The organism is Photobacterium sp. TY1-4 (assembly GCF_025398175.1).
Lineage (GTDB): Bacteria > Pseudomonadota > Gammaproteobacteria > Enterobacterales > Vibrionaceae > Photobacterium.
Map to the genome: position 1 here is coordinate 2,258,888 of NZ_CP099734.1, position 24,603 is coordinate 2,283,490.

Below are 24,603 nucleotides of genomic sequence, written 5' to 3' on the forward strand. Positions count from 1 at the left end.
TCCCGGTTCGGGCGAACACCTAATCCGGAAGCGTCCCGGGCATTCCCCGCAGGAACCCCATCATCTGTATGGCGCCCTAACCAATAAAGCTTTACTATTTTGCCAGCGATAACTGTTGGGATGCTACGAATCATGACAAAAAGGCCGTTATTTTCTCTGTTTTTCAGCCTGTTGTCCTTCTCCGCCTCGGCCGAGGTCTGGGTGGAGGCCAACCGTCCGCCGTTTCATGAGCCCCGACAACCGCAGCAAATCCATTACCAGCCCCTGACGCAGGCCTCCCGGCCATGGAAACTGTGTGCGGTCTATCCGCACCTGAAAGACTCCTACTGGCTCTCTGTCAACTACGGAATGGTGCGCCATGCCCGGCAACTGGGCGTTCAACTCAAGGTGCTCGAAGCCGGCGGCTATCCCAACCTGACCCACCAGCAGGTGCAACTGCAACAATGCCGCCAGTGGCAGGCCGATGCGATCATCCTCGGCGCCGTGGATCGCCACGCCTACGCCGGCCAGCTCAGCCAACTGGTCGCCGACATCCCGGTGTTTGCCACCATCAATGATCTGGACATGACCGACCCCGACCAGCTCCGGCAGGTCGTCGGTAAAGTCGGCGTCGACTGGTCGAAGATGGGCCAGGCCGCCGGGGAGTTTCTGGCCAAGCGCCATCCGGCCGGCAGCGGCATTGTGAATATTGCCTGGCTGCCGGGTCCCAAATGGCGCGGCGGTACCCACCCGGTCAACCAGGGATTTCGCCAGGCAATTGAAGGCAGTGATGTTCGTATTGTCGCGACCCTGTGGGCCGACAACAGCAAAGAGCTCCAGCGCAACCTGATCCAACAGCTGTTTGCCGAGCGGCAGGACATCGATTATATCGTCGGCGGGGCGGTTGCCGCGGAGGTGGCGATCAGCGAGCTGCGCTCAATGGATAAACTGAAAGAGATTGGGATCGTTTCAACCTATCTCAGTCACGGCGTCTATCGCGGTCTGCTGCGCGGCCGGGTCCTGTTTGCTCCAACGGACAAAATGGCTCAGCAAGCAATGCTGTCCGTCGACCAGGCCGTCCGCTATCTGGATAAACGTCCGGTCGAACGGGATCTGGCGACCATCATCGAACCACTGACCCCCGATCATCTGCCCGCTCAGGTGATCAGCGCTTCATTGTCACCGGCTGAATTTCGACCCACTTTCCGGATTTCACCCACCACCCATTCACATCCGTAACGCGGGGAAAGATCGGGGAAAATACTGTTACCAATGCGAAATTTCACGATATTGCCATTGTACATCTCCGGTGGCCTCTGATATTAATGACTACAATTTTACCTATCAGTAATACCCGACCCTACCCCAACGTGGAGCGCTGAATGCACGTAACAACCCGTAAAATGAAAGCCAGCAAGCATATTGCACTGGTTGCTCATGATAATTGCAAAACCCACCTGTTGCGCTGGGCATCTGAACATCAGGAAAAACTACAACACCATACCCTGTATGCGACAGGCACCACCGGCCACTTGATTTCCCGCGAAACCGGTTTGAACGTCAATTGCCTGCTGAGCGGCCCGATGGGCGGCGACCAGCAGCTCGGCGCACTGATTTCGGAAGGCAAAATCGACATGATGATTTTCTTCTGGGATCCACTGAATGCCGTCCCGCACGACCCGGATGTCAAAGCCCTGCTGCGTATTTCGGCGGTCTGGAATATTCCGGTGGCGACCAACCGTGCCAGTGCCAACTTCATGATTTCTTCGCCGAAGCTCAATGAGGAAGTCGATATCGAAATTCCGGATTACGATGCTTACCTGACCGAACGTCTCGGGTAATCACGCACCTTAGGCAACACCCAAGCCTTCCCTCACCGGAAGGCTTTTTCTTTGCCACCCCGCCCAGGCCGCTGTGTTTGGTATATCTTTATCAAATCATAATGATAAAAACATAAAGTAGGGGTGGATATGAAAGCATGGATCTTAAATCAACCAGAGGGACCGGATAGCCTCACCCTCACCCGCGCGGTCAAACCCAAACCTGCTGCCGATGAAGTCCGCGTTCAAGTCGCGGCGGCCGGCTTAAATCCCTTCGATCACAAGCTGCTCCACTGGGGGTATGCGACCTGGACTTATCCGCAAATCGTCGGGCTGGATATTGCCGGGACTGTCGATCAGGTCGGGCGCAACGTCAGCCACCTGCGTCCGGGCGACCGGGTCATGTGTTTTACCGATCCGCGCCGGGCCGGCGGATTTGCCGAATACGCCTGTGTCAAAGCCTCGACCCTGAGCCGGATCCCCGACACCGTCACGTTCGAGCAGGCCGCGGCCTTGCCGTGTGCCGGTTTCAGTGCCTGGCAGGCGGTCTATGACAAACTCCGCCTCCAGCCCGGCCATAAGGTCGCGATTACCGGTGCCGGTGGTGGTGTCGGCGGATTTGCCGTCCAGCTGGCAAAACTGGCCGGCGCGACCGTCTATGCCATCGCCTCAAGTCGCCATCACCCGCGCTTACTGGGCTACGGTGCTGACGCGGTCATTGACCCGGAAACGGAGAACGTGGCCATGCGGTTGATCGAACTGACCGAAGATCAACTGATCCACGCGGTGATCGACTGTATATCCGCCAAATCCGGCAGCATCATGAGTGCGCTGATCCGATATAACGGCGAGATTGTGATGATTGCCGATCAATTCAACCAGGTCCCGCTGCTGGCGACCACCAAGGCCCTGAGCCTGCACGAAGTCGCCCTACATGGCACCTACGCCCACGGCACCCTGGATCATGTTCACCACCTGACGGATATCGGCAATTCCCTCAGCGATCTGGTGGCTGACGGCAAGCTCGACCCGATGATTGGTGAAGTGTTTGCGTTCGAGGAGTTAAAATCCGGGCTGGATACCCTGAGAATGGGCCTGCACAGCGGCAAGCTGGTGCTGCGTATCAGCGCCACGGACACGCAGCGCTGATGCAGGCGGATGGCAGAAAACCGTCCTAACTGCGGGCGGCTTTCATCCGTTTGATTTTGTTCATCACCGGATAGCGTTCATCAATCAGTTCATTGACAAACGGCGAGGTTTTTTCCGGATCGGCACAGACCCAGACATGATGCCGCGCCCGGGTCAGGGCAACATAGAACAACCGCCGCTCTTCGGCATCAGCAAAATGCTCATGCCGTGACTGCAAACAGCCCGCCAGCCCGGTTTCCCGATCCGGCGCCGGGAACACGCCCCGGTTCACATCCAGGATAAACACATAATCGGCTTCACGCCCTTTGCTGGCATGGCAGGTCATGAAGTTCAGCCCCAGCTGCGGCCACTGTTTTTGCCAGGCTTTGAGCTTGTCCGGACGCTGATTGTTATTCCGTCCCAGCAACAGCACGGTGGTCTGCTCACTGTTTTGAGCTGCCAGCTGCACCAGTTCCTGCTCCAGCAGATCCTGGCACAGCAGGGTGACTGCCTTGCGCTTTTGCTTTTTGAAGCTGTTCAGCTGCTTTTTCAACTGTTGCGGGTTCTGCTGCACAAAAAGATTCGCCACTTCCCCGATCATGCTGTTAAAGCGATACGTGGTATCCAGCTCGGTGAGGTGACACGCGCCGAAGCGCTGCTCAAACCCCGTGGTCAGGTTCACATCCGCCCCGGCGAAGCGGTAGATCGCCTGCCAGTCATCCCCCACCGCAAACAGGCTGGGTTTGACCTGGCCGCTAACCGGACGGCACAAGGCTTCAATCAAGGCCAGACGGTGGGGCGAGATATCCTGATATTCATCCACCATGATAAATTGCCAGGGCGGGGTAAATTTTCCGTCGGTGACATACTCCGTTGCTTTCTGGATCATGGTGTTAAAGTCAATTTGTTTCTGGTTTTTCAGCTGCTGCTGATAAGCCCGGAAACAGGGCCATAACAACGCCAGTTCACTTTTCATCCGTGCCTGGCTGGCTTCATGGGCCTCGCTTTGCTCGATGCTCTGCGCCAGCTCGGACTTATTCGCCCCGCGCTGACCCAGCAGCTCGATATGACGCCAGATCCAGGCCGCCAGCTGTTCACTGCGGGCCTGCTTCTCCATCGAATTATCGGCTTTGAATCCAGGGATCCGCCATTGGGTCAGGTGTTTTTGCCAGCGCTTGGCCGATGCTGCCGTTTCCCACTGCTCGGTCAACATGTCGGCAATCCACGCGGCACGGGCTTTTTCATCCAGCGCCAATGGGGTAACGTTCGGCCGCTCCCCTTCAACCGCCTGGATGATCTGGGTGCCCAGACTATGAAACGTCGCCACTTTGATCTGCTTATTCACCTTCTGGCTCAGGCGCTCGCTCATCTCTTCCGCCGCTTTGCGGCCAAAGGCCAGCATCAGGATCGCTTCCGGCTGCGCCACCTGATTGGCCACCAGATATCCGGCCCGGGCCACCAGCACGCTGGTTTTCCCGGAACCGGCACCGGCCAGCACCAGGTTATGGTCCTGATTAATCAGCACCGCTTCCCGCTGCGAGGCATTGAGCGGCGAGGATTCAAACGTGTCGAACCAGGAAGACCATTTCTCGGCTTCCTGTCGCAACCATTGCTGATTGGTTTCCTCGACCCAGTCCTGGTTGCCGGCCAACCAGGGAGAGACTTTCTCAAATGCCATCGGGCGGAATGACGCCGCCAGCTCCTGAGTCAGCCCGGTCATGGCCAGCGACTTTTCCAGGAAGCGAGTCAGCTTATGGTATTCCGAGGTCCGTAAATAAGTGTGCTGGGTTGCAAACTGATCAATTCGCGCCAGCATTTCAGGCAGCTGCTGGTCGAGGGTTTCCACGCGTCCCTGCGCCCAGTGACGATAAGCCTCAAGCAGCACAGCGGCAAATTGCTTGCACTGCCGCCAGGGCAGCCCATGGACGGTCCAACAAAACTGCTGATCGGCCGAGGTGATTTCCAACGCGCCCCACAAGACCCCACGATGCACAGCAATGGCCCCGTCCCAATCGTCAAACGGGATCTCTTCTGTTGCAGTCTGACTGTCCAGGATCAAGCAGTTCTCGCCTAATGCGATGCTGCAAAAATCCCCCTGCACTAACCACTGTGCGAGCCAACCGGCTGTTAAACGCATTGCTGTAACCCAACCCTAACTTCAAACGTCCGTAAGAGTAGCAAGAAGTGTTTTGCTGCCAAAGCGCCGAAACCGTCTTTTGCGTAAAATTTCTGCTAAGAAATCGCTATCTCACTATTTTGAATAGGGGTTTATAGCCCTGTTACGGGCAATTCTGGTATCTTTAACTCTCTATCTGATAAATTGAGCCGCCATGCACACCAGCCGACTGAAATTTACGCTACGCCGTTATTGGGCCAATGAACGCATTAACTACTGTATTCGGGTTCTGATTGCTTTGGTCGGCGTGGCCCTGCCCTGTTGGTATTTCCAGGCCAGTACCGAAGTGACGCCACTGGTACTGGGGATCATCGCTGCCGCCCTGGCGGAAACCGACGACAGTCTGCAAGGACGGCTCAAAGGGCTGGCCATGACGCTGATCTGTTTCATGGTGGCTGCATTTTCCATCGAACTGCTGTTTGATTTCCCCTGGCTGTTTGCCGTTGGCCTGTTCTGCTCGACCTTCGGGTTTATCATGCTCGGCGCAATTGGCGCCCGATACGCCAGTATTGCGTTCGCCTCTTTGCTACTGGCGGTCTATACCATGCTGGGGGCCGCAAACAGCCCGAACCTCTGGTATCAGCCGACGCTGCTGTTAGCCGGGGCATCCTGGTACGGCCTGCTGTCCATCAGTTGGCAACTGCTGTGGCCCAACCATCCGGTACAACAAAGCCTGGCGGCCGTGTTCAGTGAGTTCTCCGATTATCTGGAATGCAAAAGTCGCCTGTTCGACCCGGTCGGTAACCTCAATCCCCAGCCGTTGCGGCTGGCTGCGGCAAGCCAGAATGCGCGGGTCGTCACGGCACTGAACAATGCCAAGGCCACCCTGTTGAGTCGGGCCCGGCGCGCCCAGCCTAACCAACGCGGCGACCGGTTCCTGCAAATCTACTTCCTGGCCCAGGATATTCACGAACGAGCCAGCTCATCCCATTACCGCTATCAGGATCTGGCTGCAGCCTTCCAGCGCAGCGACGTGCTGTTTCGCTTTCAACGTCTGCTGACCCATCAGGCGCAAGCCTGCCGGGATATCTCGTATGCGCTGGCGATGGGCAAGCCCTACCACCACAGCGCCGACAGCGTCAAGGCGCTGGATGAATTACAGGAATCGCTGCTATATCTGAAAAACCAGCACAATGTTGAATGGCGCTCTTTCCTGACCCAACTGGAGTATCTGTTTCAGAACCTGGCCACGGTCGAGCGCCAGCTGTCGAACGTCAGTAACCCGGATGTGGCACAAACCGGCAGCGACACTGAGCTGGCCGATACTGAAGCCCGCAGCATGCAGGATCGCTGGGCACGCCTGAAAAGCCAGCTCAAGCCCGATTCCATGCTGTTTCGCCATGCGATCCGAATGGCCGTGGCTCTGACCGTCGGCTACGGCTGTATTCAAGCACTGGAACTGGAGCGTGGCTACTGGATTTTGCTGACGACTCTATTTGTCTGCCAGCCGAATTATGGCGCGACCCGGCAGAAGCTGGTGCAGCGGGTGGTCGGTACGCTGGCCGGGCTGCTGATCGGTATGCCGCTGCTGTATCTGTTTCCGGGCCAGGAAGGCCAGCTGGTGCTGATGGTGCTGGCCGGGGTGCTGTTCTTTGCGTTTCGGACCGTACGTTACGATCTGGCGACCGGCTTTATTACCCTGCTGGTGCTGTTCTGCTTTAACCAGCTCGGCGAAGGCTATGCGGTGATCCTGCCGCGTCTGGGCGATACCCTGCTCGGCTGCCTGCTGGCCGTTCTGGCCGTCAGCTTCATCCTCCCGGACTGGCAGGCCAAGCGACTGCACAAGGTAATGGCCGCGGCAATCGCCACCAACCGGGATTACCTGGGACAGATTATCGGCCAGTACCGGATCGGTAAGAAAGACAGCCTGAGCTACCGGATCGCCCGACGCGAAGCCCATAACACCGATGCCCAGCTCAGCACCGCAATCAGCAATATGCTGGCCGAGCCGGGTCGCTACCGCATGGCTACCGAGGAATGTTTCCGCTTCCTGACTTTAAACCATGCCATGCTGAGTTACATCTCGGCGCTGGGCGCCCATCGCACTCAGCTTAATGATGAGCAAACCCACTATCTGGTGGCCCAGGCCCACCGCCAAATCCACGGCCACCTGGACTGTCTGGCCGAGCAGCTCAACGGCAACCACTGTGTTCAGGCCCCGCAGTCTGATCTCGAACTGGAGCAACGCTTAGCCCAATGGCGAGACGAGGACAACACCTCGGTGACAATGGTATTGCAGCAACTGCACCTAATCCAGCGCATGCTGCCGGAACTGCATTCTCTGGCCAATAAACTGGCCGCCCGCACCCGCAAAGATGCGCAGCCACCGGCCCACTCTGACCAACCGGGGCAGGCATAGCTCCCCCCCTCCCCATTGCATCAGTTCATCAGGTCCCGAACGCCCGGGGCCTGAGGGGTCACCACAACACGATTGCTTCATACTTCCCCAAACTACGCTTAAGCGGTACTCAGCAAGCGCTGTACCTGCTGCTGGAGCCCAAGTGCCGTGACAGTGTCCGGCGCAACCTTAGGTGCGGCAACTATTTCCACTTTGGACCAGAAGCGTCGCGGCAGTTTGCTGAACGCCGTGCCATCACGATGACTGAAGAACGAGCCCCAAATTCCCTTAAGGGCCATCGGCACCACCGGGACCGGGTTGCGGCTGATGATCCGCTCAATCCCTTTTTTAAATTCATTCATCTCGCCAGTCCGGGTCAATTTGCCTTCCGGAAAAATACACACCAGATCGCCTTGCTCAAGTGCCTCACTGATGGCCTCAAACGCCTGATGATAGATTTTAGGCGACTTGCCATGGGCGCAAATCGGAATGGCTTTGATCCATTTGAAGAAGTATTTCACCAGCGGCAGGTTGGCGATGTCTTTATCCATCACAAACCGGACCGGGCGACGGCTCACCCCGGCAATCAGCAGCGCATCAACGTAACTGACATGGTTGCACACCAGCACCGCAGGCCCTTCTTCCGGAATATGTGAGAGTTGGGTATGTTTGACCCGGTACATCACGTGAGTCAGGCTCCAGACCAGAAAACGGAGCAGGAACTCATGCACCTGAGAAAACACATAACAGGCCACGGCAATATTGACCACCGCGACCACCAGAAACAGTTGCAGCACCGACAATCCGAGCCCGTTGATCAACACCACCGAAACCAGTGCGCTCAGGACCATCAGCAGCGCATTCATCACATTGTTGGCGGCAATCGTCCGGGCACGGCTGCGAGCATCACTGCGCTGCTGGATCAGGGCATTGAGCGGCACCACATACACGCCACCAAAGACGCTGACCATCGCCAAATCAAACAGCAACCTGAGATTTTCCCCGGCACTGAGAAACGCCATCACACCAATGTCTTGTGCCGCCACAACTTGTTGTCCGGCAAAATAGAGGTCGATCCCGAAGACACTGATCCCGATGGCACCGAGCGGGATCAGGCCCAACTCCACCTGCCCACCGGATAACTTCTCACACACCAGCGACCCACAGGCGATCCCGACCGAGAACACCGTCAGCAGCAGCGTCACCAGTTGCGGATTTCCCCCCAAAACATCGCGGGCAAAGTGCGGTAATTGGGTGAGATACGTCGCGCCGATAAACCAGAACCAGCTGATGGCCAGAATCGACAGAAAAATCGTTCGGTTGCGGCGAGCCTGACGGATGGTGCGAACCAACTGGGTCAGCGGGTTCCAGTTCACGGTCAAAGCCGGATCGCCTGCTTGCGTGGCCGGAATTGCCCGGCTGCTGAGATAACCCAACCCCGCCAGTCCCAGAATCAGTCCCATCACCAGCATCGTGGCATGCTCGGAAGAGAACAACAGTCCGGCAGTAACCGTCCCGCCGAGGATCGCGACGAAAGTACCCATCTCCACCATCGCGTTGCCGCCCACCAGTTCATGCTCACGCAGTTGTTGGGGCATCAGGGAGAATTTGACCGGACCGAACAGTGCCGACTGGGCTCCCATCAAAAACAACACCGCCAGCAAGCCCGGCATAGACTGCAAATACAGCGCCAGCGCCCCCGCGGCCATAATGGCGATTTCGGCCAGTTTCAGCCGCCGGATCAGGGCTGATTTTTCATACTTGTCAGCCAGCTGACCGCCAATCGGCGAGAGCAGGAAAAACGGCAGGATAAACAAACCCGCCGCCAGGTTGACCATCGCAACACCGGCTTGCTGGGAATACAGGCCGGAAAACGCAATCATCAACAATAAAACATTCTTGAACAAATTATCATTAAATGCGCCCAGTGCCTGGGTCAGGAAAAAGGGCAAAAAGCGCCGGGTGGTCATTAATCTGAACTGGTTCATGTGTCGCCTCGCCATCCATTCGAAGTTGATAGACGGTACTCTACGCCACAATTGAACACTGTACAATTAATTATTTCAATCACGCATCAAAGATTGCGCCACGATTGCAGTATAAAAATCCACCAACAAAATCAATTAAGGGAAAATCGGCCACAATATACCCATACACTATTTTATTCGTCCAAATTTACCGCTAGAATCCAGCCCTTCTTTCTGTAGTTCGAATATCCCATGATCGATTTTTCCATCTTACCGTTATACCTGACAGCGGTGATTGCCCTGTTGCTGATCCCCGGCCCTGACATGTTGCTCATCGCCAGCTCAAGCCTAAGCTACGGCAAAAAAGTGGGTGTGTTCGCCAGTTTTGGCAATGCCACTTCCGGGATCATCCTGACCCTGCTGGCCGCACTGGGTGTGTCAGCCCTGATTGCCATGAATCCACTGGCGCTGGAAGTGCTCCGCTTGCTGGGCGGTGCCTACCTGCTGAAGATGGGCTGGGACTGTATACGCACCCAGCCGGCGGATGCGCCGGATGTTGCGCAATCTTCCGGCCTGGCGATGACGCTGTACCGCCGGGCGGTGATCAGCAACCTGCTGAATCCGAAAGCACTGATTTTCTTTGTATTGTTCCTGCCGCAATTCGTCTCGCCGCAGATCGGCGCTTCCTCCGGCGAGCAAATGCTGGTGTTAGGTTTGTTACTCAATGTGCTCGGTCTGCTGTTTAACCTGTTTTTGGTGACCATGGTCGGCAGCCTGGGCAAACCGCTGCTGAAAAATGAAAAATTCCGCACCAACCAGCACAAGTTCATGGGACTGATCTTTTTCGTACTGGCGATCTGGCTGCTGGCCTCACAAGTACCGACGCCCTAGCCCTTCCCGGACTCACACCGCACCAATAAAAAGAGCGCCATCGGCGCTCTTTTAGTCTCAGATTGTTGCTCAATACTTAACTTATGAATCAACACCCTATTTGTGGATCAACACAATCCGGCTCTCATAAGGCCGCAGGGTGAACCGGGATACCGGGCGCTGCATCGACACATCCGAATAGTTGCTCAGGACATATTCAGCAGTCGTCAGGTCGATGCTTTCCGGCAGCAGGCACTCGACCGGCTCACCGTAATAGTTGTTGATACACAACAGGATCTGCGTCTCGGACTCCCGCTTGTAACAGAAAATCTGATCATGCTGCGGCATCAGGTCGGTGTAATCGCCGGTGGTGATCACCTCAATCTCTTTGCGCATCGCAATCAGCTGACGGTAGAAATGAAACACCGAATGCTCATCCGCAACCGCCTGCCGGGCGTTAATCTCCAGGTAATTGTCCGCGACCGCCAGCCAGGGCTCTCCGACAGAGAATCCGGCATTACGGCTGTCATCCCACTGCATCGGCGTGCGCGAGTTATCGCGGGACTTCTGCGCCAGGATCGCCAGCATCTCCTGCTCTGAGATGCCTTGCTGATTGACCATGATGTCGTACATGTTAATGCTTTCCACATCCCGGTACTGATCAATCGAGTCATAGCCCGGATTGGTCATGCCGATCTCTTCCCCCTGGTAGACGTACGGGGTGCCCTGCATCATGTGTACCGAAGCACCCAGCATTTTGGCTGATTCGACCCGGTATTGCTGATCATTGCCCAGGCGGCTGACCACCCGCGGTTGATCATGGTTACACCAGAACAGCGCCCCCCAGCCCTGGTCGTGCAACCCCTGCTGCCAGTGGTTCAAAATCGATTTCAGCTGGCGGAAATCAAACGGTGCCCGGGTCCACTTATCGCCATTCGGATAATCCACTTTCAGGTGATGAAAGTTAAACACCATCGACAGCTCTTTGCCGTCAGGCACCGAATACTGCTGACAGTGTTCCAGTGTGGTCGATGACATCTCCCCCACCGTCACCGAACCATATTTCCGGAACACCGCTTCGCTGATCTCCTGCAGGTATTCATGCACCCGCGGGCCATCAGTGTAGAAACGGCGACCGTCGCCCTGATGATCGTCCGGGAAATCCTGTTGTTTGGAGATCAGATTGATCACATCGAGGCGAAAGCCATCGACCCCTTTTTCCGCCCAGAAACCGATGATGGCTTTAACTTCTTCCCGAACTTTCGGATTCTCCCAGTTCAGGTCGGCCTGCTCTTGGGCAAACAGGTGAAGATAATATTGCTCAGTCGCCGGATCCAGCGCCCAGGCTGAGCCGCCGAATTTTGACTGCCAGTTATTCGGCACTCCGCCGTCGACCGGATCTTTCCAGATATAGTAATCCCGGTACGGGCTGTGCCGGTCGCCCAGCGCCGACTGGAACCAGGCATGCTCGGTGGACGTGTGGTTCACCACGATGTCCATCACCACCCGGATCCCACGCTGATGGGCCTGCGCCAGCAACTGATCAAAATCGGCCATGGTGCCGAAATCCGGATTAATGTCGTAATAGTCAGAAATATCATAGCCATTATCGATCATTGGTGAGCAGTACACCGGGGTCAGCCAAATCGCATCAACCCCAAGGGTTTTCAGGTAATCCAGCTTCGAGATAATCCCCTGCAAATCACCGGTGCCCTTGTTACCGCTGTCGCAGAAACTTTTGGGATAAATCTGATAAATCGTCGCGGTGCGCCACCATTCCAATTGCTGTTTCATTGTCTCTAGCCTGACGTTGTTTGTTTTATAAGCACGGCCGCCAGCATGTGGCGGCCGATCTGTGGGAATTATGCAGTTTGCGGCGATTGCTCAAGCTCACCTTTGGCCTGGGCACGCTTGTAGAGCAGCACGGTCAAAGTGATTGGCACCACCACGGCCACCAACATCGCCAGCAGATATACCATCCAGTATTGCGGCTGAATGGAGAGGATCCCCGGCAACCCGCCAACACCAATACCGTTCGCCATCACGCCCACGCTGCCACAGATAGCGGCGGCAAGCGCTGAACCAATCATGGCGCTCAGCATCGGGAATTTGTATTTCAGGTTAATCCCGTACATCGCCGGTTCCGTAACCCCCAGGTAGGCTGAAATTGCTGCCGGCACCGAGATTTCGCGTTCATTGTGCTTCTTGCTGATCCAGATGATGCCGACCACCGCCGATGCCTGAGCAATATTCGACAGCGCAATCAGCGGCCAGATTGGGGTGCCGCCCATATCCTGCATTAGTTGCAAGTCAACGGCGTTGGTGGTGTGGTGCACCCCGGTGATCACCAGCGGCGCATACAGGAAACCAAACACCATGGCCCCCAGAATCGCAAAGTCACCGGTCATCGCTGCTTTGGCAGCATAGCCGACAGCATCACCCAGCATCCGACCGAACGGGCCGATCAGGGCATGGGCCAGGATCACCGACAGGATGATGGACACGAACGGGACAATCACCAGGTAGAGATAGTCCGGAATGATCCGCTTGAGGTTGGTCTCAATAAAGGCCAGCGCAATCCCCGCCAGCATTGCCGGGATCACCTGTGCCTGATAACCGACTTTTTCAATCACTAACCAGCCGAAATCCCAGGTTTCGGGAATTTCTTTGCCGATCAAATAGGCATTCATCAACTGCGGCGAGACCAGCGTCACCCCGAGCACAATGCCGAGAATCGGCGTCCCGCCCAGTTTCTTCACCGTCGACCAACACACCCCGACCGGCAGAAAGAAGAAAATCGCTTCGCCAATCAGCCACAGGAAAGAATGGACCGTGGCCCAGAATTGACTGATTTCGGTCAGGGTCTGGCCGTCGAACATCCGGATGTCACCGATGACATTGCGAAAGCCCAGGATCAGACCCCCGGTGATAATGGCAGGCAGCAGCGGCACAAAGATTTCTGCAAGGTGGGAGATGCCGCGCTCAAGCAGGTTCATGTTCTGGCGAGCCGCGACTTTCGCTTCTTCCTTGCTGGCTCCTTTGTCGCCGGTCAGCTCTGCCAGCAGCTTGTATACCTGGTCAACTTCGGTGCCGATCACCACCTGAAATTGTCCGGCGTTGGTGAAACACCCCTTCACCATAGGGATGTCCTCAATATCCTTTACCTTGGCCTTGTCTGTATCACTCAAAACAAAGCGTAGTCGGGTCAGACAGTGGCTGACGCTGGCGATATTGTCGCCGCCACCGATCAACGCCACCAGGCGCTCGACTTGTTGCCGATCTATCTTACTCATGCCGATGTCCATCTTTTCATTGAAGGGAAGGTCTTATCGTTATCATGAAATGGGAATGTTCCCATTACTTGACCATGATAATGGCAAACCCTGATGGAATTTAAAATGGGAACATTCCCACTCCGTGAATCAGCTCACACTCATTGACGGGGTGAATCTGAAGGATCACATGGCCGAAAGGCTTGTTACGAGTGTAGTTGCCGGGTCACAAGCTTGCCTGCTGGGTCAGGTGAGTAATGGCTTGCTCACCGGCCAGCTGGCGAATCAGCAGGGTCGCAGAGGCATGACCGGCCTGATAATAGCCCGGATCAATGCTGAAGGTATTGGGAAAAATGAAAGACAGCAGATCGGTCGCACCGACGCCGGAGACCTGGATATCCGTTCGTCCCAGCTCCTGAAGCCGCTTGGCCACCCCCATTGCCAGGGTATCACTGGCGCAAACAATGGCTTCGGTGTCAGGACCAACCACCCGCTCGGTGAGCTGATAGGCACTCTCATGGCTCAACTGCCCGGTTTGATAGCAAGGAACCAGACCTGCCGCCTCACAGCTGGCAAGATAGGCGTTCAGCCGCATCAAACCAGTCGTTTTATCCTCAGCCCCCACACCGATATAGCTGATCTGTCGTTTATCCTGTTGCAGCAGGTGATTCATCGCCAGGGTAATCATGCCGTGATTATCGTAACCCACCGAAGACACTTGATCGGTATCGGTCGCAATGACCACGGCGCGCTGCCCCAGCGCTTCAATCGGCGCCAAATCACAGCCCGAGAACCCGAACACAATCACCCCGTCCACCTGACGCTTTTGCAAGACGGCCAGGTGCTCATTGGTCTTCTCGGCGCTGAACTGGCTTTCCATAATCACCGCGTCGTAACCGGCCTGATAAATGACTTCCAGGATCCCACGGACCGCCTTGTTTTCTGACGGCGAGTCCAGACGGGAGAGAATAATCCCAACTACTTTGGCACTGCCGCCACGCATCGCCTGCGCCGACTTGGATGGCACGTAGCCCGATTCCCGGATCACCTGCTCGACTTTGCTGCGGGTTTCCGGTTTCACCTTGGGATCATTGGTCAGGACACGGGAGACGGTGGATTTCCCTACCCCGGCCAGTTTGGCAATATCTAAAATTGTGAGCTTTTGCGTCATATCTCGGTACAGGCTGGAACAATCTCCCCTATTGTCACCGTAAGCGTCAGGATTTCAATCCTTTTTCCCGCACAGTCCGACGCAACCCCGCGCGCAAGCGCCCAATGCCGCCCCGGAAAAATCCAGGTTTCCAAGCACCGAATGATGAGAAATACTTACAGTATGCGGACATTTATTGAAGCGGAATCAGATATGTTGCCTTTAGTGCCTGTATTTACTTGAATTTATTCTTTGCAGGCCCCATTTGTATCATCAGGCCGGACAGGGTTTGACTTCAATCCCAGCCCGGTACTCGACAATAACAATAGCAATCATTGCTGAACGTCGTGTGTTGGCCCTTATCTTCTGGATGACCCTTTTTGTGCCAACCTTGATAAAGCATAAGGATGATTATGATTACTCATGTTGGCATTATCGATCAGGATCCGGTACGACTGATCACCCCTTTACTCGACCACGGCGTGCCCGCTGAGCGCATGATTTTTATCGGCACCGAGGCTGAGCAGGAGCAATACGAACGCCTGGCTTCGATTCTCACACCACGCAATATCAAAGCCGAATTCTTTACCATTCCCAGCTCCATTAATATCGCCTCGATCCGCCGCCGCCTTGATGAACTGGCTGCGACGCTCAAGCAGCAGCAATCTGAGGTCTGGTTCAATGCCAGCTGCGGGCTGCGTCACCGCCTGTTATCGGCATACGAAGTGTTCCGCACCTACCACTGGCCGATTTACGTGATTGAGCCGTTCAGCGATGAAATGTGCTGGCTCTATCCGGCCGATCGCGAACAACAACAAGTGGAAGACCGCATCCAGCTGACGGATTACCTGACGATTTTCGGTGCCCGCTGTGAGCTGCCCGAATCCAGTGTGCCGGAAGCCCTGAACGATCAGCTCTGGGAGCTGGGCCAGCGCTGGGCCAGCTCCGCGCTGGAACTCGGTCCGGGCCTGGCGACCCTGAACTATCTGGCCACCACTTGCCGCAAAGAGCAAAAACTGGATGTCGCCCTGAGCGAGAAACAACAGGGGTATAAAGAGCTGGGGATCCTGCTGAAAGATTTGGAAGAAACCGGACTGGCCAGCTACAAAAATGGCATTTTAACCTTCAAACATGAAGAAGCCCGCCGCTTTGCCAACGGGGAGTGGCTGGAGAATCTGGTGCACAGCACCGTACGGGCCATTCAGAATGAGCTGCCGACCATTCAGGATCACTCCCTCGGTGTTCAGGTCTATCGCCAGATTGGCGATCGCGAAGTACGCAATGAACTGGACGTCGCGACCGTGGTGAATAACAAGCTGCACATCATCGAATGTAAAACCAAAGGCATGCGTGATGACGGCGACGATACCCTGTATAAACTGGAATCACTGCGTGACCTGCTCGGCGGCCTGCAAGCCCGCGCCATGCTGGTCAGCTTCCGTCCGCTTCGCCACCATGATTTAGTACGTGCTCAGGATCTGGGGCTGGCGATCATCGGCCCGGAACAGCTGGGCGATCTGCAATTGCACCTGCACAACTGGTTTAAAGATGCCGGGGGCCATCGGCACAACATCGCCTGATCACTGTTGCTGATCAGTCGTCCCTGCCCTGTCGGTCCGTGATTACCAACGGACCGGCACCTTCTTTCCTGCAAAATATTTTCCGACAAAAGCCCAGCACTAAAAACTCCAGCGCAGCTGCCAGTAGAGCAAAGTTGCAGCCGATTGGCCAAACAAGCTGTCGGTACTGCCGTCAAAGCGTTGCAAGACCGTCAACATTTGCCAGTCATCCGCCAGGGAATAAGTATTGCTGACCCCGAGAAAGAACGAGCCGTCGTTATAATAGGTCGCCGATAATCCCACCCGGCTCAGTGCTGACCAGTCAAAATCAAGTCCGGCATAGCTGCCCAGTTCGGTAAAACTCAGCGTCCGGGCGGTCAGGGGCAAATTCAGAAACAGCACCGCATCTTGCCGCGGCTGCGGCGTGGAGGTATACAACAGCGCGGCCCGGGCCAGCCAGTTGCGAACGCCCCCGAAGCTGTAATCGACTTCCGCACTGGCGACTGCCGTTGCCTTCAGGGTGATCCCCTGCCACTGATCCCGGCTCGGCTCAAACCAGGAAAATTCCCCCCGCACCCCGGCCCCGACGACTTCCCCGGCCAGACCGGCGCCAATCACCCGATCCAGACCGGATTTCCCGGCCAACAGCTGATAGTCCCACCCCTGATGATTGAAACCATAACGTCCGGCGTAACTGTCCAGCGCAGAATCGCGCGCCGGGCTGTACACCACTTCCACTGAGCTGGCAAACCCCAATTTGCGGCTGATCCGCACCGCATCAGTGCCCCGGCGCTCTTCATAATCCACATCGTAAATGGAGTAGGCATTAAAAATATCGTTGGGATTCCAGACCGTGGCCATGCCCCAGTTGACCCGAAATCGCCCGGCCTGAAGTTGCCAGTCCGTCGGCTGCCAGGTCAGATACAAGCGATCGAACTGGCTGGTGCCGACCACACCGTTTTTCTCCAACCAGTTATACGTCAAATCCATGTAGCCGGTATCGGCCCCCACCAGACGCGCAAACCCCGGCAGTTCAGCGCTGTCGCCAAACAACAGCCGATTGCGCATCCCGGCATTCAGCCGCAGCACCGGCGTAAACCGATATTCCGCGTTAAAACGTTGATGGATCAGGTGATCCAAACCTGTATCGGCTGCATCCGGCCAGCTGGCGGTGGCCAGATAAGTCACGTAGCCGCCGAAGTCCCAGTTTGCCTCGGGCACCAGACCCGGAATTGCGCTGGGTTCTGAGCCCGGCACTGCACCCTGTCCCCCGGACAGCCCGGGGATCGGCTCGGTATTCAAATCAGAAGCGGGCTCAGACACGGGGACTGTACTATCAACCTGCACCGGGTCTTGCACCGAATCTCTCTGGTCTTGCGCCGAAGCTACTGGGTCTTGTGCAGAATCTATTGCGGCCGCAACGTCTGCAATCACCGCGACAGCACCGAACATTCCGAGACCGACCATTACCCACTTCACTGCTGAAGATCCTCCGTCAGGGCCCCGTCCTCAAACACAATCACCCTTTTGGCCCGGGTGATCACCCGGGGATCATGAGTGGAAAAAATGAAAGTGGTCCCTTCCCGCTCATTGAGCTGCTGCATGATATCCAGCAATTCCGCCGTACTTTGGGCATCGAGATTGGCGGTCGGCTCATCCGCCATAATAAAGCGCGGGCTCGGCGCCAGCGCCCGCGCCACGGCCACTCGTTGCTGCTGACCGCCGGACAACTTGGCCGGAAATTTATCCTGCTGCGCAGATAACCCGACCTGGCGCAGTAATGCTTCGGCCCGCTGGCGGCACACCTGCTCACTTTGGCCCTGTAACTGCATCACAAACTCAACATTCTCCAGTGCGGTCAGCACCGGCAGCAGACTGTAATCCTGAAAAATAAACCCGATATGATCGCGCCGAAAAGCGATTCTGGCTCTGTCCGACAACTGGCAGATATCACAACCGTCAATCAACACCGAGCCGGATGTCGGCCGGTCGATCCCGCCCAGCAGGTTGAGCAAGGTGGTTTTCCCTGAGCCCGACGGCCCCATCACGGCCACAAACTCGCCCTGCTCAATGGTGAGATCCAGGCTTTTCACGGCCTGAACCGGGAAGTCTGACTCAGGGTTATAGGTTTTACACAATTGTTTGGTTTGGATGGTCATGCTTAATGCTTCTCCGCCATGGCTTCCACCGGTTGTTTTTTCAGGATCTGCCGGGCCGGATACAGCGCCGCCAGCAGGCTGGCCGTCACCACCGTCAGTAAGATCATCTGATAGTCTGACACGCTCACTGCCGGGTAGAGTACGGTATCGACCCCGAAAGCGCCCAGCCCCTCGGCCAACCCGCCCAGCGGCACCCCGGTATATTGCAACAATCGGATCACCGCGAGACTGCTGATCAGACCGGCCACTGCCCCCGCAATGCCGAGCCACCCCGCTTCCATCAGGATCAACAGAAATATCTGCCGCTTGGGCATGCCCACCGCCATCAGCACCCCGAATTCCCGGGTACGCTCAAACACTGACATCAGCATGATATTGACGATGCCAAACCCCAAGGCCACCACGAAAATCGTCAGCATAATGGCGTTACTCACCCCCATCTGGTTAATCATCGTCGCCAGCACCGGCTGAACCTGAGTCCAATCCCGCACCCGGTTTTGTGCCGAGGTACTGGCCTGCAAGACCTCGCGAAACGCGAAAGCGTTATTTTCATCGTCCAATAACACGGCCAGCTCATGACTGCCGTTGATGCCAGCGAGCGGCACTAAATCAGTGCGACGGACAAACACGTTGCCTTCATCAAACCCCGAGGCCGGGGTGCGAAACAGTCCGCGGATCCGAAACGCAGCCCCGACCACATCCCCCGCGGCATTGGTAAAGGTCAGTACCACTTTCGAGCCCACTTTGACCTTCAAGCGTGCTGCGGTTTTCACCGAGATCAGCACCGGGTTGTGCCCCGGCCCGGACAGCCACTGGCCTTCCCGCAGGCTCCGGGCCAACGGGGTGACCGCCGCTTCATCCGCCGGATCAATACCGTTGATCCTTACCCCCCGGGCACTGCGGGCGGAAGCCACCATCCCGGTCGCGACGAAACGGGCCGACCAGGCTTTCACCTGCGGAGAACGTTTCAGGGTTTCAATCAGCGTCTCCGGGTGATCCAGCACCGAACGAATATCCGGGTGGGTCAGGTAGTCACGGTGGTGAACCTGAAGATGGCTGGTCTGCCAGGCAATCGCATTGTCGATCATGCTGCGATACATCCCGGTTGTCAGTCCCATCATGGTGACCGCGCCCATCAGGCCGAACACCATAGCCGTCAGCATGATCCCGGTCCGCAGCCAGTTGCGCCACAGGTTACGCCAGGCCAGTTTAGCCAGCATGGGTACCTCCTTTCAGCGCGCTGACGACATCGAGCCGGTACACCCGCCACATCGGGTACAACAGGCACAGCAGCAACAGGCCCAGCATGATGAGGATTTGATCGCCCATCAGCCCCGGAGACAGCAACACCGGCATCACCGGGTCCCAACCCATTTCCAGGATCATTTCAGCGGTTTCGCCGGTCAGCTCGATCGGATCGAAGTAGAGCCAGATCAGGATCGGGATCACCACCACCAGCCCGAGTACAGTCCCCATTCCGGCAATCAGCACGGACTCAATGGAAATCAGGTACAACAACTTGCGCCGCAACAGACCGGTTGCCAACATCACCCCGAACTCCCGCTGGCGCTCCAGAGTCATCATCAGCAGGGTCGCAAACAACCCAAAGCCCACCACTCCGTACAGCAGGTACATCATGATGATACCGCCGGCTTTATCCATCACGATTTGTTGGGCCATCTCCGGCGACAGATCCTGCCAGTCACGCACCTGGGCTCGGCCGTGATAGCTGGCGGACAGCTCGGCCACGGTCTGCGGCAGCCTATCCAAGTGGCGGGTATGGAGCACCCAGGCAGTCACTTGCGGCCCGGTGCCGTACAAGGTCTGCGCCAATGCCAGCGGCATGTACACCAGCTGGTTATCGAGCTGAGGCATGGGAAATTTCAGGATCCCTTTCACCGGATACAGACCGGCAGCTGTCTGGCCATGATAGCCCTGACCATAGAGGATGATCTCATCCCCCACCTTGAGGTTCAGAAAACGTGCCAGCCCTTCCCCGATCAGCACCTGCTGATCATCAGCGTTCAGGAACGCACCGGTTTTGACCCGCGCCGCGATGCCCGAATAGTCAGCTTCCTGCTCGGGAAGCACCCCCATCACCATCACGCCTTTCGACTTATTTCCGGCAGCAGCCAGGGCAAACGACTCAATTCGGGGCAAATAAAGGGCGATATTGGCGTGGGTGGCCAGCGGCTCAGTAAAGGCGGGATCAGCCGGGAGCACATCATCAATACTCTGGCTGTCGCGAAAATCAGGATTTTGGATCTGGATCAGCCCGGTATAAAACCGGGCAGCATTCTCGATATTATTGGCATAACTGCCTTCCTGGAGGCTGCGCATGAACAGTGACAGGGCCAGCGTCAGCGCCAAAGCCGAAGCGGTCAGCAGGGTCCGCCGCTTCTGTCGCCATAAATTTCGCCAGGCCAATTTCACTAACATACCGATTCCCGGTGCGGCTAATCGCGCAGCGCTTTCATCTGGCTGATGGAAAAGAAACTGTCTTTGATCGCAAAGTTAAATTGCGCCTGGTGGGTCACGATCTCAGTTTTATTGCCGGGCTTGTCAACCGGTAGCATTTCCAGTCGAGTCGCCAACTGGCGGCCGCCGAGCATTTTCACATCATAGGTTTTCATGATGTTGACCAGTTCATCGAACTCATCGTAAAACTCGACCTGGCGTTCAAGGTAGGTGCGCTTTGAAATCCACATCCGGACCTTATTCCACACCACCGGTGCATTCGGTTTGGCATAGGCATCGATCACCCAGCAGGGATCGCCGTCAAAGACTTCGGTGCCGACCATATCGTGGCGATAGTCCACCACAATCGATGACTGATTAATCAAATCATCATTGGTGAAGTCCGAGCCCATCCAGGACTGGCTGAGCATCGACGGCGCAATTTTCACCACCCGCTCAATGCTCGGGACCCAACTCCACATTTCCCGCTGGCGCTTGAGCGACGCACTGCCTTTCTCTTTTGCCGGTGCCGTGACCAGCACCATCGACAGATCCCGCCCCTTGGTCCAGGCTTTCATTCGCATGGTCCGGGTCCAGCTCGGACGAATGATCCGCATCGTGGCTTCGCTGTAACTGGAATCCCCGCGCAGTTGCAAGTCGGCCTTGCGGACGATTTCCGTCGCGCTTTCAGCATGCAGCCAGCCGGAAAACAGCACGGCAACCCCTATCCACAACAACGTCAGTACGCGCATCGTGACCCCCAGTTTCAGCTCGGATACCTATGATATTGACACAACAACCGTTCTTCTTGATCAAATCCCCGTCACGAAACAGAGAAAGTCAGCCATGTGGGACAAAGCCATGCGCTCGGGCGGACGTAAAACGAAATGAAATGAAATGAAGCGAAGTGAATTTTGAAACCGAGCAGATATAACAATCCCCCGGGCCAACGGCACCGGGGGACCATGCACACATCAGTGCAGCAGGGAATTGGATTAGTTGCCCCAGATTGCTCCGACAAACTCAGGGTGATCGATAAACGGGTTCCGGTTGCCCTGGAACTCAAACACCGCCTGGTTGCGGTCGATCTCTTTCTGGCTGACCGGATCATTCTGGTGCCAGCGTTTCAGCATATTCAGCATCCAGGGTTCAAACACCGTGGTATTGGTACCATCCAGAATGGCGTCAGCATTGGTCGTATTACCCTCCCAGGACGCAATTTCATTTTCGTAGCGGGTCGCCATATAGAAATAGGCCCGGGCAAAGTCCCCTTTAAAAGCATCCAGGGGCTCAAACACCGTTCCGGTATAACCCAGACCGGATTCGGCCACGCCCAGTTTCGAGCCATTGCCCGAAGTATAGGTCGCGCTGCCCACTTCCCCGAACGGCCAATTGCTGCGCTTGGCGTTGACATAACCATCGGTGGCAAAGATATGGTGACCGTCAGAATTCATCGGCTCGACTTTACCGCCAAACCAGCTTTTCGGGAACGAATGCTCCCGGTTGTAGCAATCTCCTTCACCACTGTACTGACCGCACTGGTCGGTCACTTTGGTGAAATGCACTGCATCGCTCGTTGCAGGCTGCTCAGAATACATGTCGAGGACGGAACCGTCGTTTTCGTAGTAGTGGTCCAAATCGGCCACCTTGACCAGGTCCCAGATCGCCGAATAGCCGCGGCTGTTGTGTTGATTGATGATGTTATATAAGGCTGTTTTCAGCGCAAAACCGGTTTTCCCTGCTGCGGACTGGTAGTATTCGTCCAGGTCTGAAGGCGGCGGGGCTTCAGTGTCGCCCAAGGTGAAAGGAAACGCCTGGCTGTGCTGGAATTGACCGCCGGAAGCAAGCGTTTGACCGTCGACCGTCAGCGCAAAGGAGCCGTTTCCGGCACGACAGCAGAGGCCATCCCCGTACGAATCGTTGATCGTGAAGGTGTAATCCCCATCGGCCAGACACATTTCCCGGGTGTTTGTGGTCTCGTTGGCATAGCCGGCTCCCTCAAACAACACGGCACCGCCGGCATTGGCCAGTCGCCAGCTGGTTTCAGAAGCATACTGATCGGTCACCAAAGTCAGCGTTGCAATCGTGTCATTGCAGGCAGGTGTCGGCGGCTCACTCGTGTCTGTCGGCAGGAAGTGATCGACATAAACGACTTCGGAACCATCAAAACCGGACTCATCGTAGAATCGCAGCCCCACCTGAATCTCTTTCGTCATTGTGGCGGTATAGGTATAACTGATCGTCTGCCACTGGTTAATCTGTTGCGGGTTCGAATATCCCTGATAGCCATCAACCACCAGACGGGCTTTCACATGCCCCTCAGTATGATAGAGCGACACGGTAAACGGATAGGTTTGGCCCTGCTCGACATGCACCGTCTGCTGCAGGTCGGTATTGCCCTGAGTCCCGGTATTCACCGTGACCTGTGCGGCCAGCCCGCCCTGAATCACCGGCGCCGACACTGGGGAGAGCGCAATGCCGGTATCAATCACACTCCAGCCAGCAGGCGCATTATCATTCCATTGTTCGAAATCGCCATTAGTAACCTGAGCCCAGCCGCTCTGTGAGACCAGCAACGCTGCCGCGGTGAGAGTCATTACTCTAATATCCATATAACCTTCTGTTTAATGATGAAAAAGTCAGCTAAGGGTAATGAGTAATGCATCATTAAAAGTTATCAGTGATCACATCCTCATGTTGCAAACGAATTCATTGTGTTAACTTTTTGCTGCATATCACACAGTTTGAACGTCGGTAACAAAAGATAACACAAGGTGACCCTCATCGGTTGGCGTCAATCTTTCACATCCATTTCAATGTCGCAGACATAAAAAAACCGATGCCGCAGCATCGGTTTTTATGAAGCACCACGGCTGATCCCAGACCAGCCAGGCTTGGATTATGCCGCCAGCATGCGGCGTGCCGCTTCAACCACCACTTTGATTGAGCGTGCTTCGGTCTCTTTCAGTGTCGCGTGATCCGGGGTCTCTTTCTGAGTCCGGTTGATGATGACGCCGGCAACACAGCCTGCGCGCAGACCAGAGCTGGCACACATGGTCAGCAGGGTCGCTGATTCCATTTCAAAGTTCAGCACGCCCATTTGCTGCCACTCTTCCATCGAACCCTGGAAACGACGCACCACACGACCGGTGTAAGTGTCGTAACGCTCCTGGCCTGGGTAGAAGGTATCGGATGAAGCCGTCACACCGGTGTGAACCGTTGCGCCGTCGGCATCACAGGCGGCTTTCATCGCTGTCGCGACAGAGAAGTCCGCAACTGCCGGGAATTCCATCGGTGCAAAGTGCAGGCTGGCACCGTCCAGACGGACAGAGCCGGTGGTCACAATCATGTCACCAACATTGATGTGCGGCTGAATCGCACCCGTCGTGCCGACACGCAGGAACGTACGAACACCCAGTTGCGCCAGCTCTTCAACCGCAATCGACGTTGACGGGCCACCGATACCGGTTGAACAAACCACCACTGGCTTGCCGTCCAGCTTGGCACGGTACACGGTGTACTCACGTGAGCTTGCCAGGAACTCAGGGTTATCCATCAGGTTGGCAATTTTTTCAACACGGGCAGGATCACCCGGAATAATCGCCAGCTCAGCACCGTTAAGATCGGCTTTATTTACACCCAAATGGAACACTGCGTTGTCAGACATAATTTTATCCTTTTTATACCATGCCGCTTGTTAGGGACGATGAGGTCTGCGGCTATTGATT

18 protein-coding genes are annotated in these 24,603 nt (G+C 56.1%); 6 read left to right on the plus strand and 12 right to left on the minus strand.

The features are described from left to right. Positions 1–132 precede the first annotated feature (132 nt). The 3 genes from torT (at position 133) to NH461_RS10600 (ending at position 2,948) form a co-directional block, all read left to right on the plus strand. On the plus strand, positions 133–1,218 hold the full coding sequence (gene torT, locus NH461_RS10590) for a TMAO reductase system periplasmic protein TorT (RefSeq protein ID WP_261600317.1): 1,086 nt from the start codon (positions 133–135) through the stop codon (positions 1,216–1,218). Between the two features lie 143 nt (positions 1,219–1,361). After that, complete coding sequence (locus NH461_RS10595; RefSeq protein ID WP_261600318.1) at positions 1,362–1,820, plus strand: methylglyoxal synthase; 459 nt, start codon at positions 1,362–1,364, stop codon at positions 1,818–1,820. A gap of 129 nt (positions 1,821–1,949) precedes the next feature. Then, complete coding sequence (locus tag NH461_RS10600) at positions 1,950–2,948, plus strand: alcohol dehydrogenase catalytic domain-containing protein (RefSeq protein WP_261600319.1); 999 nt, start codon at positions 1,950–1,952, stop codon at positions 2,946–2,948. Between the two features lie 25 nt (positions 2,949–2,973). On the opposite strand, the gene helD is transcribed toward NH461_RS10600, so the two are convergent. Next, positions 2,974–5,064 carry a DNA helicase IV gene (gene helD, locus NH461_RS10605; RefSeq protein WP_261600320.1) on the minus strand — a complete coding sequence of 697 codons (2,091 nt, stop codon included), beginning with the start codon at positions 5,062–5,064 and terminating at the stop codon, positions 2,974–2,976. Positions 5,065–5,257: 193 nt separating this feature from the next. Here helD and yccS point away from each other — a divergent pair, with 193 nt between their 5' ends. Next, complete coding sequence (gene yccS, locus NH461_RS10610) at positions 5,258–7,462, plus strand: YccS family putative transporter (protein ID WP_261600321.1); 2,205 nt, start codon at positions 5,258–5,260, stop codon at positions 7,460–7,462. Positions 7,463–7,560: 98 nt separating this feature from the next. Here the strand turns inward: yccS and NH461_RS10615 are convergent, their stop codons facing one another. After that, positions 7,561–9,429 (minus strand): MFS transporter, encoded by a 1,869-nt coding sequence (locus NH461_RS10615; protein ID WP_261600322.1) that lies wholly within the window; start codon positions 9,427–9,429, stop codon positions 7,561–7,563. Between the two features lie 231 nt (positions 9,430–9,660). Here NH461_RS10615 and NH461_RS10620 point away from each other — a divergent pair, with 231 nt between their 5' ends. Then, positions 9,661–10,299: a LysE family translocator gene (locus NH461_RS10620; RefSeq protein WP_261600323.1), complete on the plus strand. Its 639-nt coding sequence runs from the start codon at positions 9,661–9,663 to the stop codon at positions 10,297–10,299. Positions 10,300–10,395: 96 nt separating this feature from the next. Here NH461_RS10620 and treC read toward each other — a convergent pair whose 3' ends face one another. The 3 genes from treC to treR all read right to left on the minus strand — a co-directional run bounded on the left by treC (position 10,396) and on the right by treR (position 14,721). Continuing rightward, a complete protein-coding gene (treC, locus tag NH461_RS10625; protein WP_261600324.1) occupies positions 10,396–12,072 on the minus strand; it encodes an alpha,alpha-phosphotrehalase in 1,677 nt (558 codons plus the stop codon). A 68-nt stretch (positions 12,073–12,140) separates the two neighbouring features. Next, positions 12,141–13,571 (minus strand): PTS trehalose transporter subunit IIBC, encoded by a 1,431-nt coding sequence (gene treB, locus NH461_RS10630; protein WP_261600325.1) that lies wholly within the window; start codon positions 13,569–13,571, stop codon positions 12,141–12,143. A 205-nt stretch (positions 13,572–13,776) separates the two neighbouring features. After that, positions 13,777–14,721: a trehalose operon repressor TreR gene (treR, locus tag NH461_RS10635; protein ID WP_261600326.1), complete on the minus strand. Its 945-nt coding sequence runs from the start codon at positions 14,719–14,721 to the stop codon at positions 13,777–13,779. Positions 14,722–15,113: 392 nt separating this feature from the next. Here treR and NH461_RS10640 point away from each other — a divergent pair, with 392 nt between their 5' ends. Next, positions 15,114–16,280 (plus strand): DUF1887 family protein, encoded by a 1,167-nt coding sequence (locus tag NH461_RS10640; RefSeq protein WP_261600327.1) that lies wholly within the window; start codon positions 15,114–15,116, stop codon positions 16,278–16,280. A 99-nt stretch (positions 16,281–16,379) separates the two neighbouring features. Here NH461_RS10640 and NH461_RS10645 read toward each other — a convergent pair whose 3' ends face one another. The 7 genes from NH461_RS10645 to udp form a co-directional block, all read right to left on the minus strand. Beyond that, positions 16,380–17,738 carry a hypothetical protein gene (locus NH461_RS10645; protein ID WP_261600328.1) on the minus strand — a complete coding sequence of 453 codons (1,359 nt, stop codon included), beginning with the start codon at positions 17,736–17,738 and terminating at the stop codon, positions 16,380–16,382. Continuing rightward, positions 17,735–18,418, minus strand: coding sequence for an ABC transporter ATP-binding protein (locus tag NH461_RS10650; protein WP_261600329.1), 684 nt, complete (start codon positions 18,416–18,418; stop codon positions 17,735–17,737). Before NH461_RS10650 ends, NH461_RS10645 begins: the two co-directional genes overlap by 4 nt. A gap of 2 nt (positions 18,419–18,420) precedes the next feature. Next, on the minus strand, positions 18,421–19,638 hold the full coding sequence (locus NH461_RS10655) for an ABC transporter permease (RefSeq protein ID WP_261600330.1): 1,218 nt from the start codon (positions 19,636–19,638) through the stop codon (positions 18,421–18,423). Then, positions 19,628–20,857: an ABC transporter permease gene (locus tag NH461_RS10660; protein WP_261600331.1), complete on the minus strand. Its 1,230-nt coding sequence runs from the start codon at positions 20,855–20,857 to the stop codon at positions 19,628–19,630. Before NH461_RS10660 ends, NH461_RS10655 begins: the two co-directional genes overlap by 11 nt. Before the next feature lie 17 nt (positions 20,858–20,874). Continuing rightward, positions 20,875–21,627: an outer membrane lipoprotein-sorting protein gene (locus tag NH461_RS10665; protein WP_261600332.1), complete on the minus strand. Its 753-nt coding sequence runs from the start codon at positions 21,625–21,627 to the stop codon at positions 20,875–20,877. Between the two features lie 243 nt (positions 21,628–21,870). After that, positions 21,871–23,487, minus strand: a complete 1,617-nt coding sequence (locus tag NH461_RS10670) for an endonuclease (RefSeq protein WP_261600333.1) — start codon at positions 23,485–23,487, stop codon at positions 21,871–21,873. Between the two features lie 287 nt (positions 23,488–23,774). Continuing rightward, complete coding sequence (gene udp / locus NH461_RS10675) at positions 23,775–24,542, minus strand: uridine phosphorylase (protein WP_261600334.1); 768 nt, start codon at positions 24,540–24,542, stop codon at positions 23,775–23,777. Between the last annotated feature and the right edge of the window lie 61 nt (positions 24,543–24,603).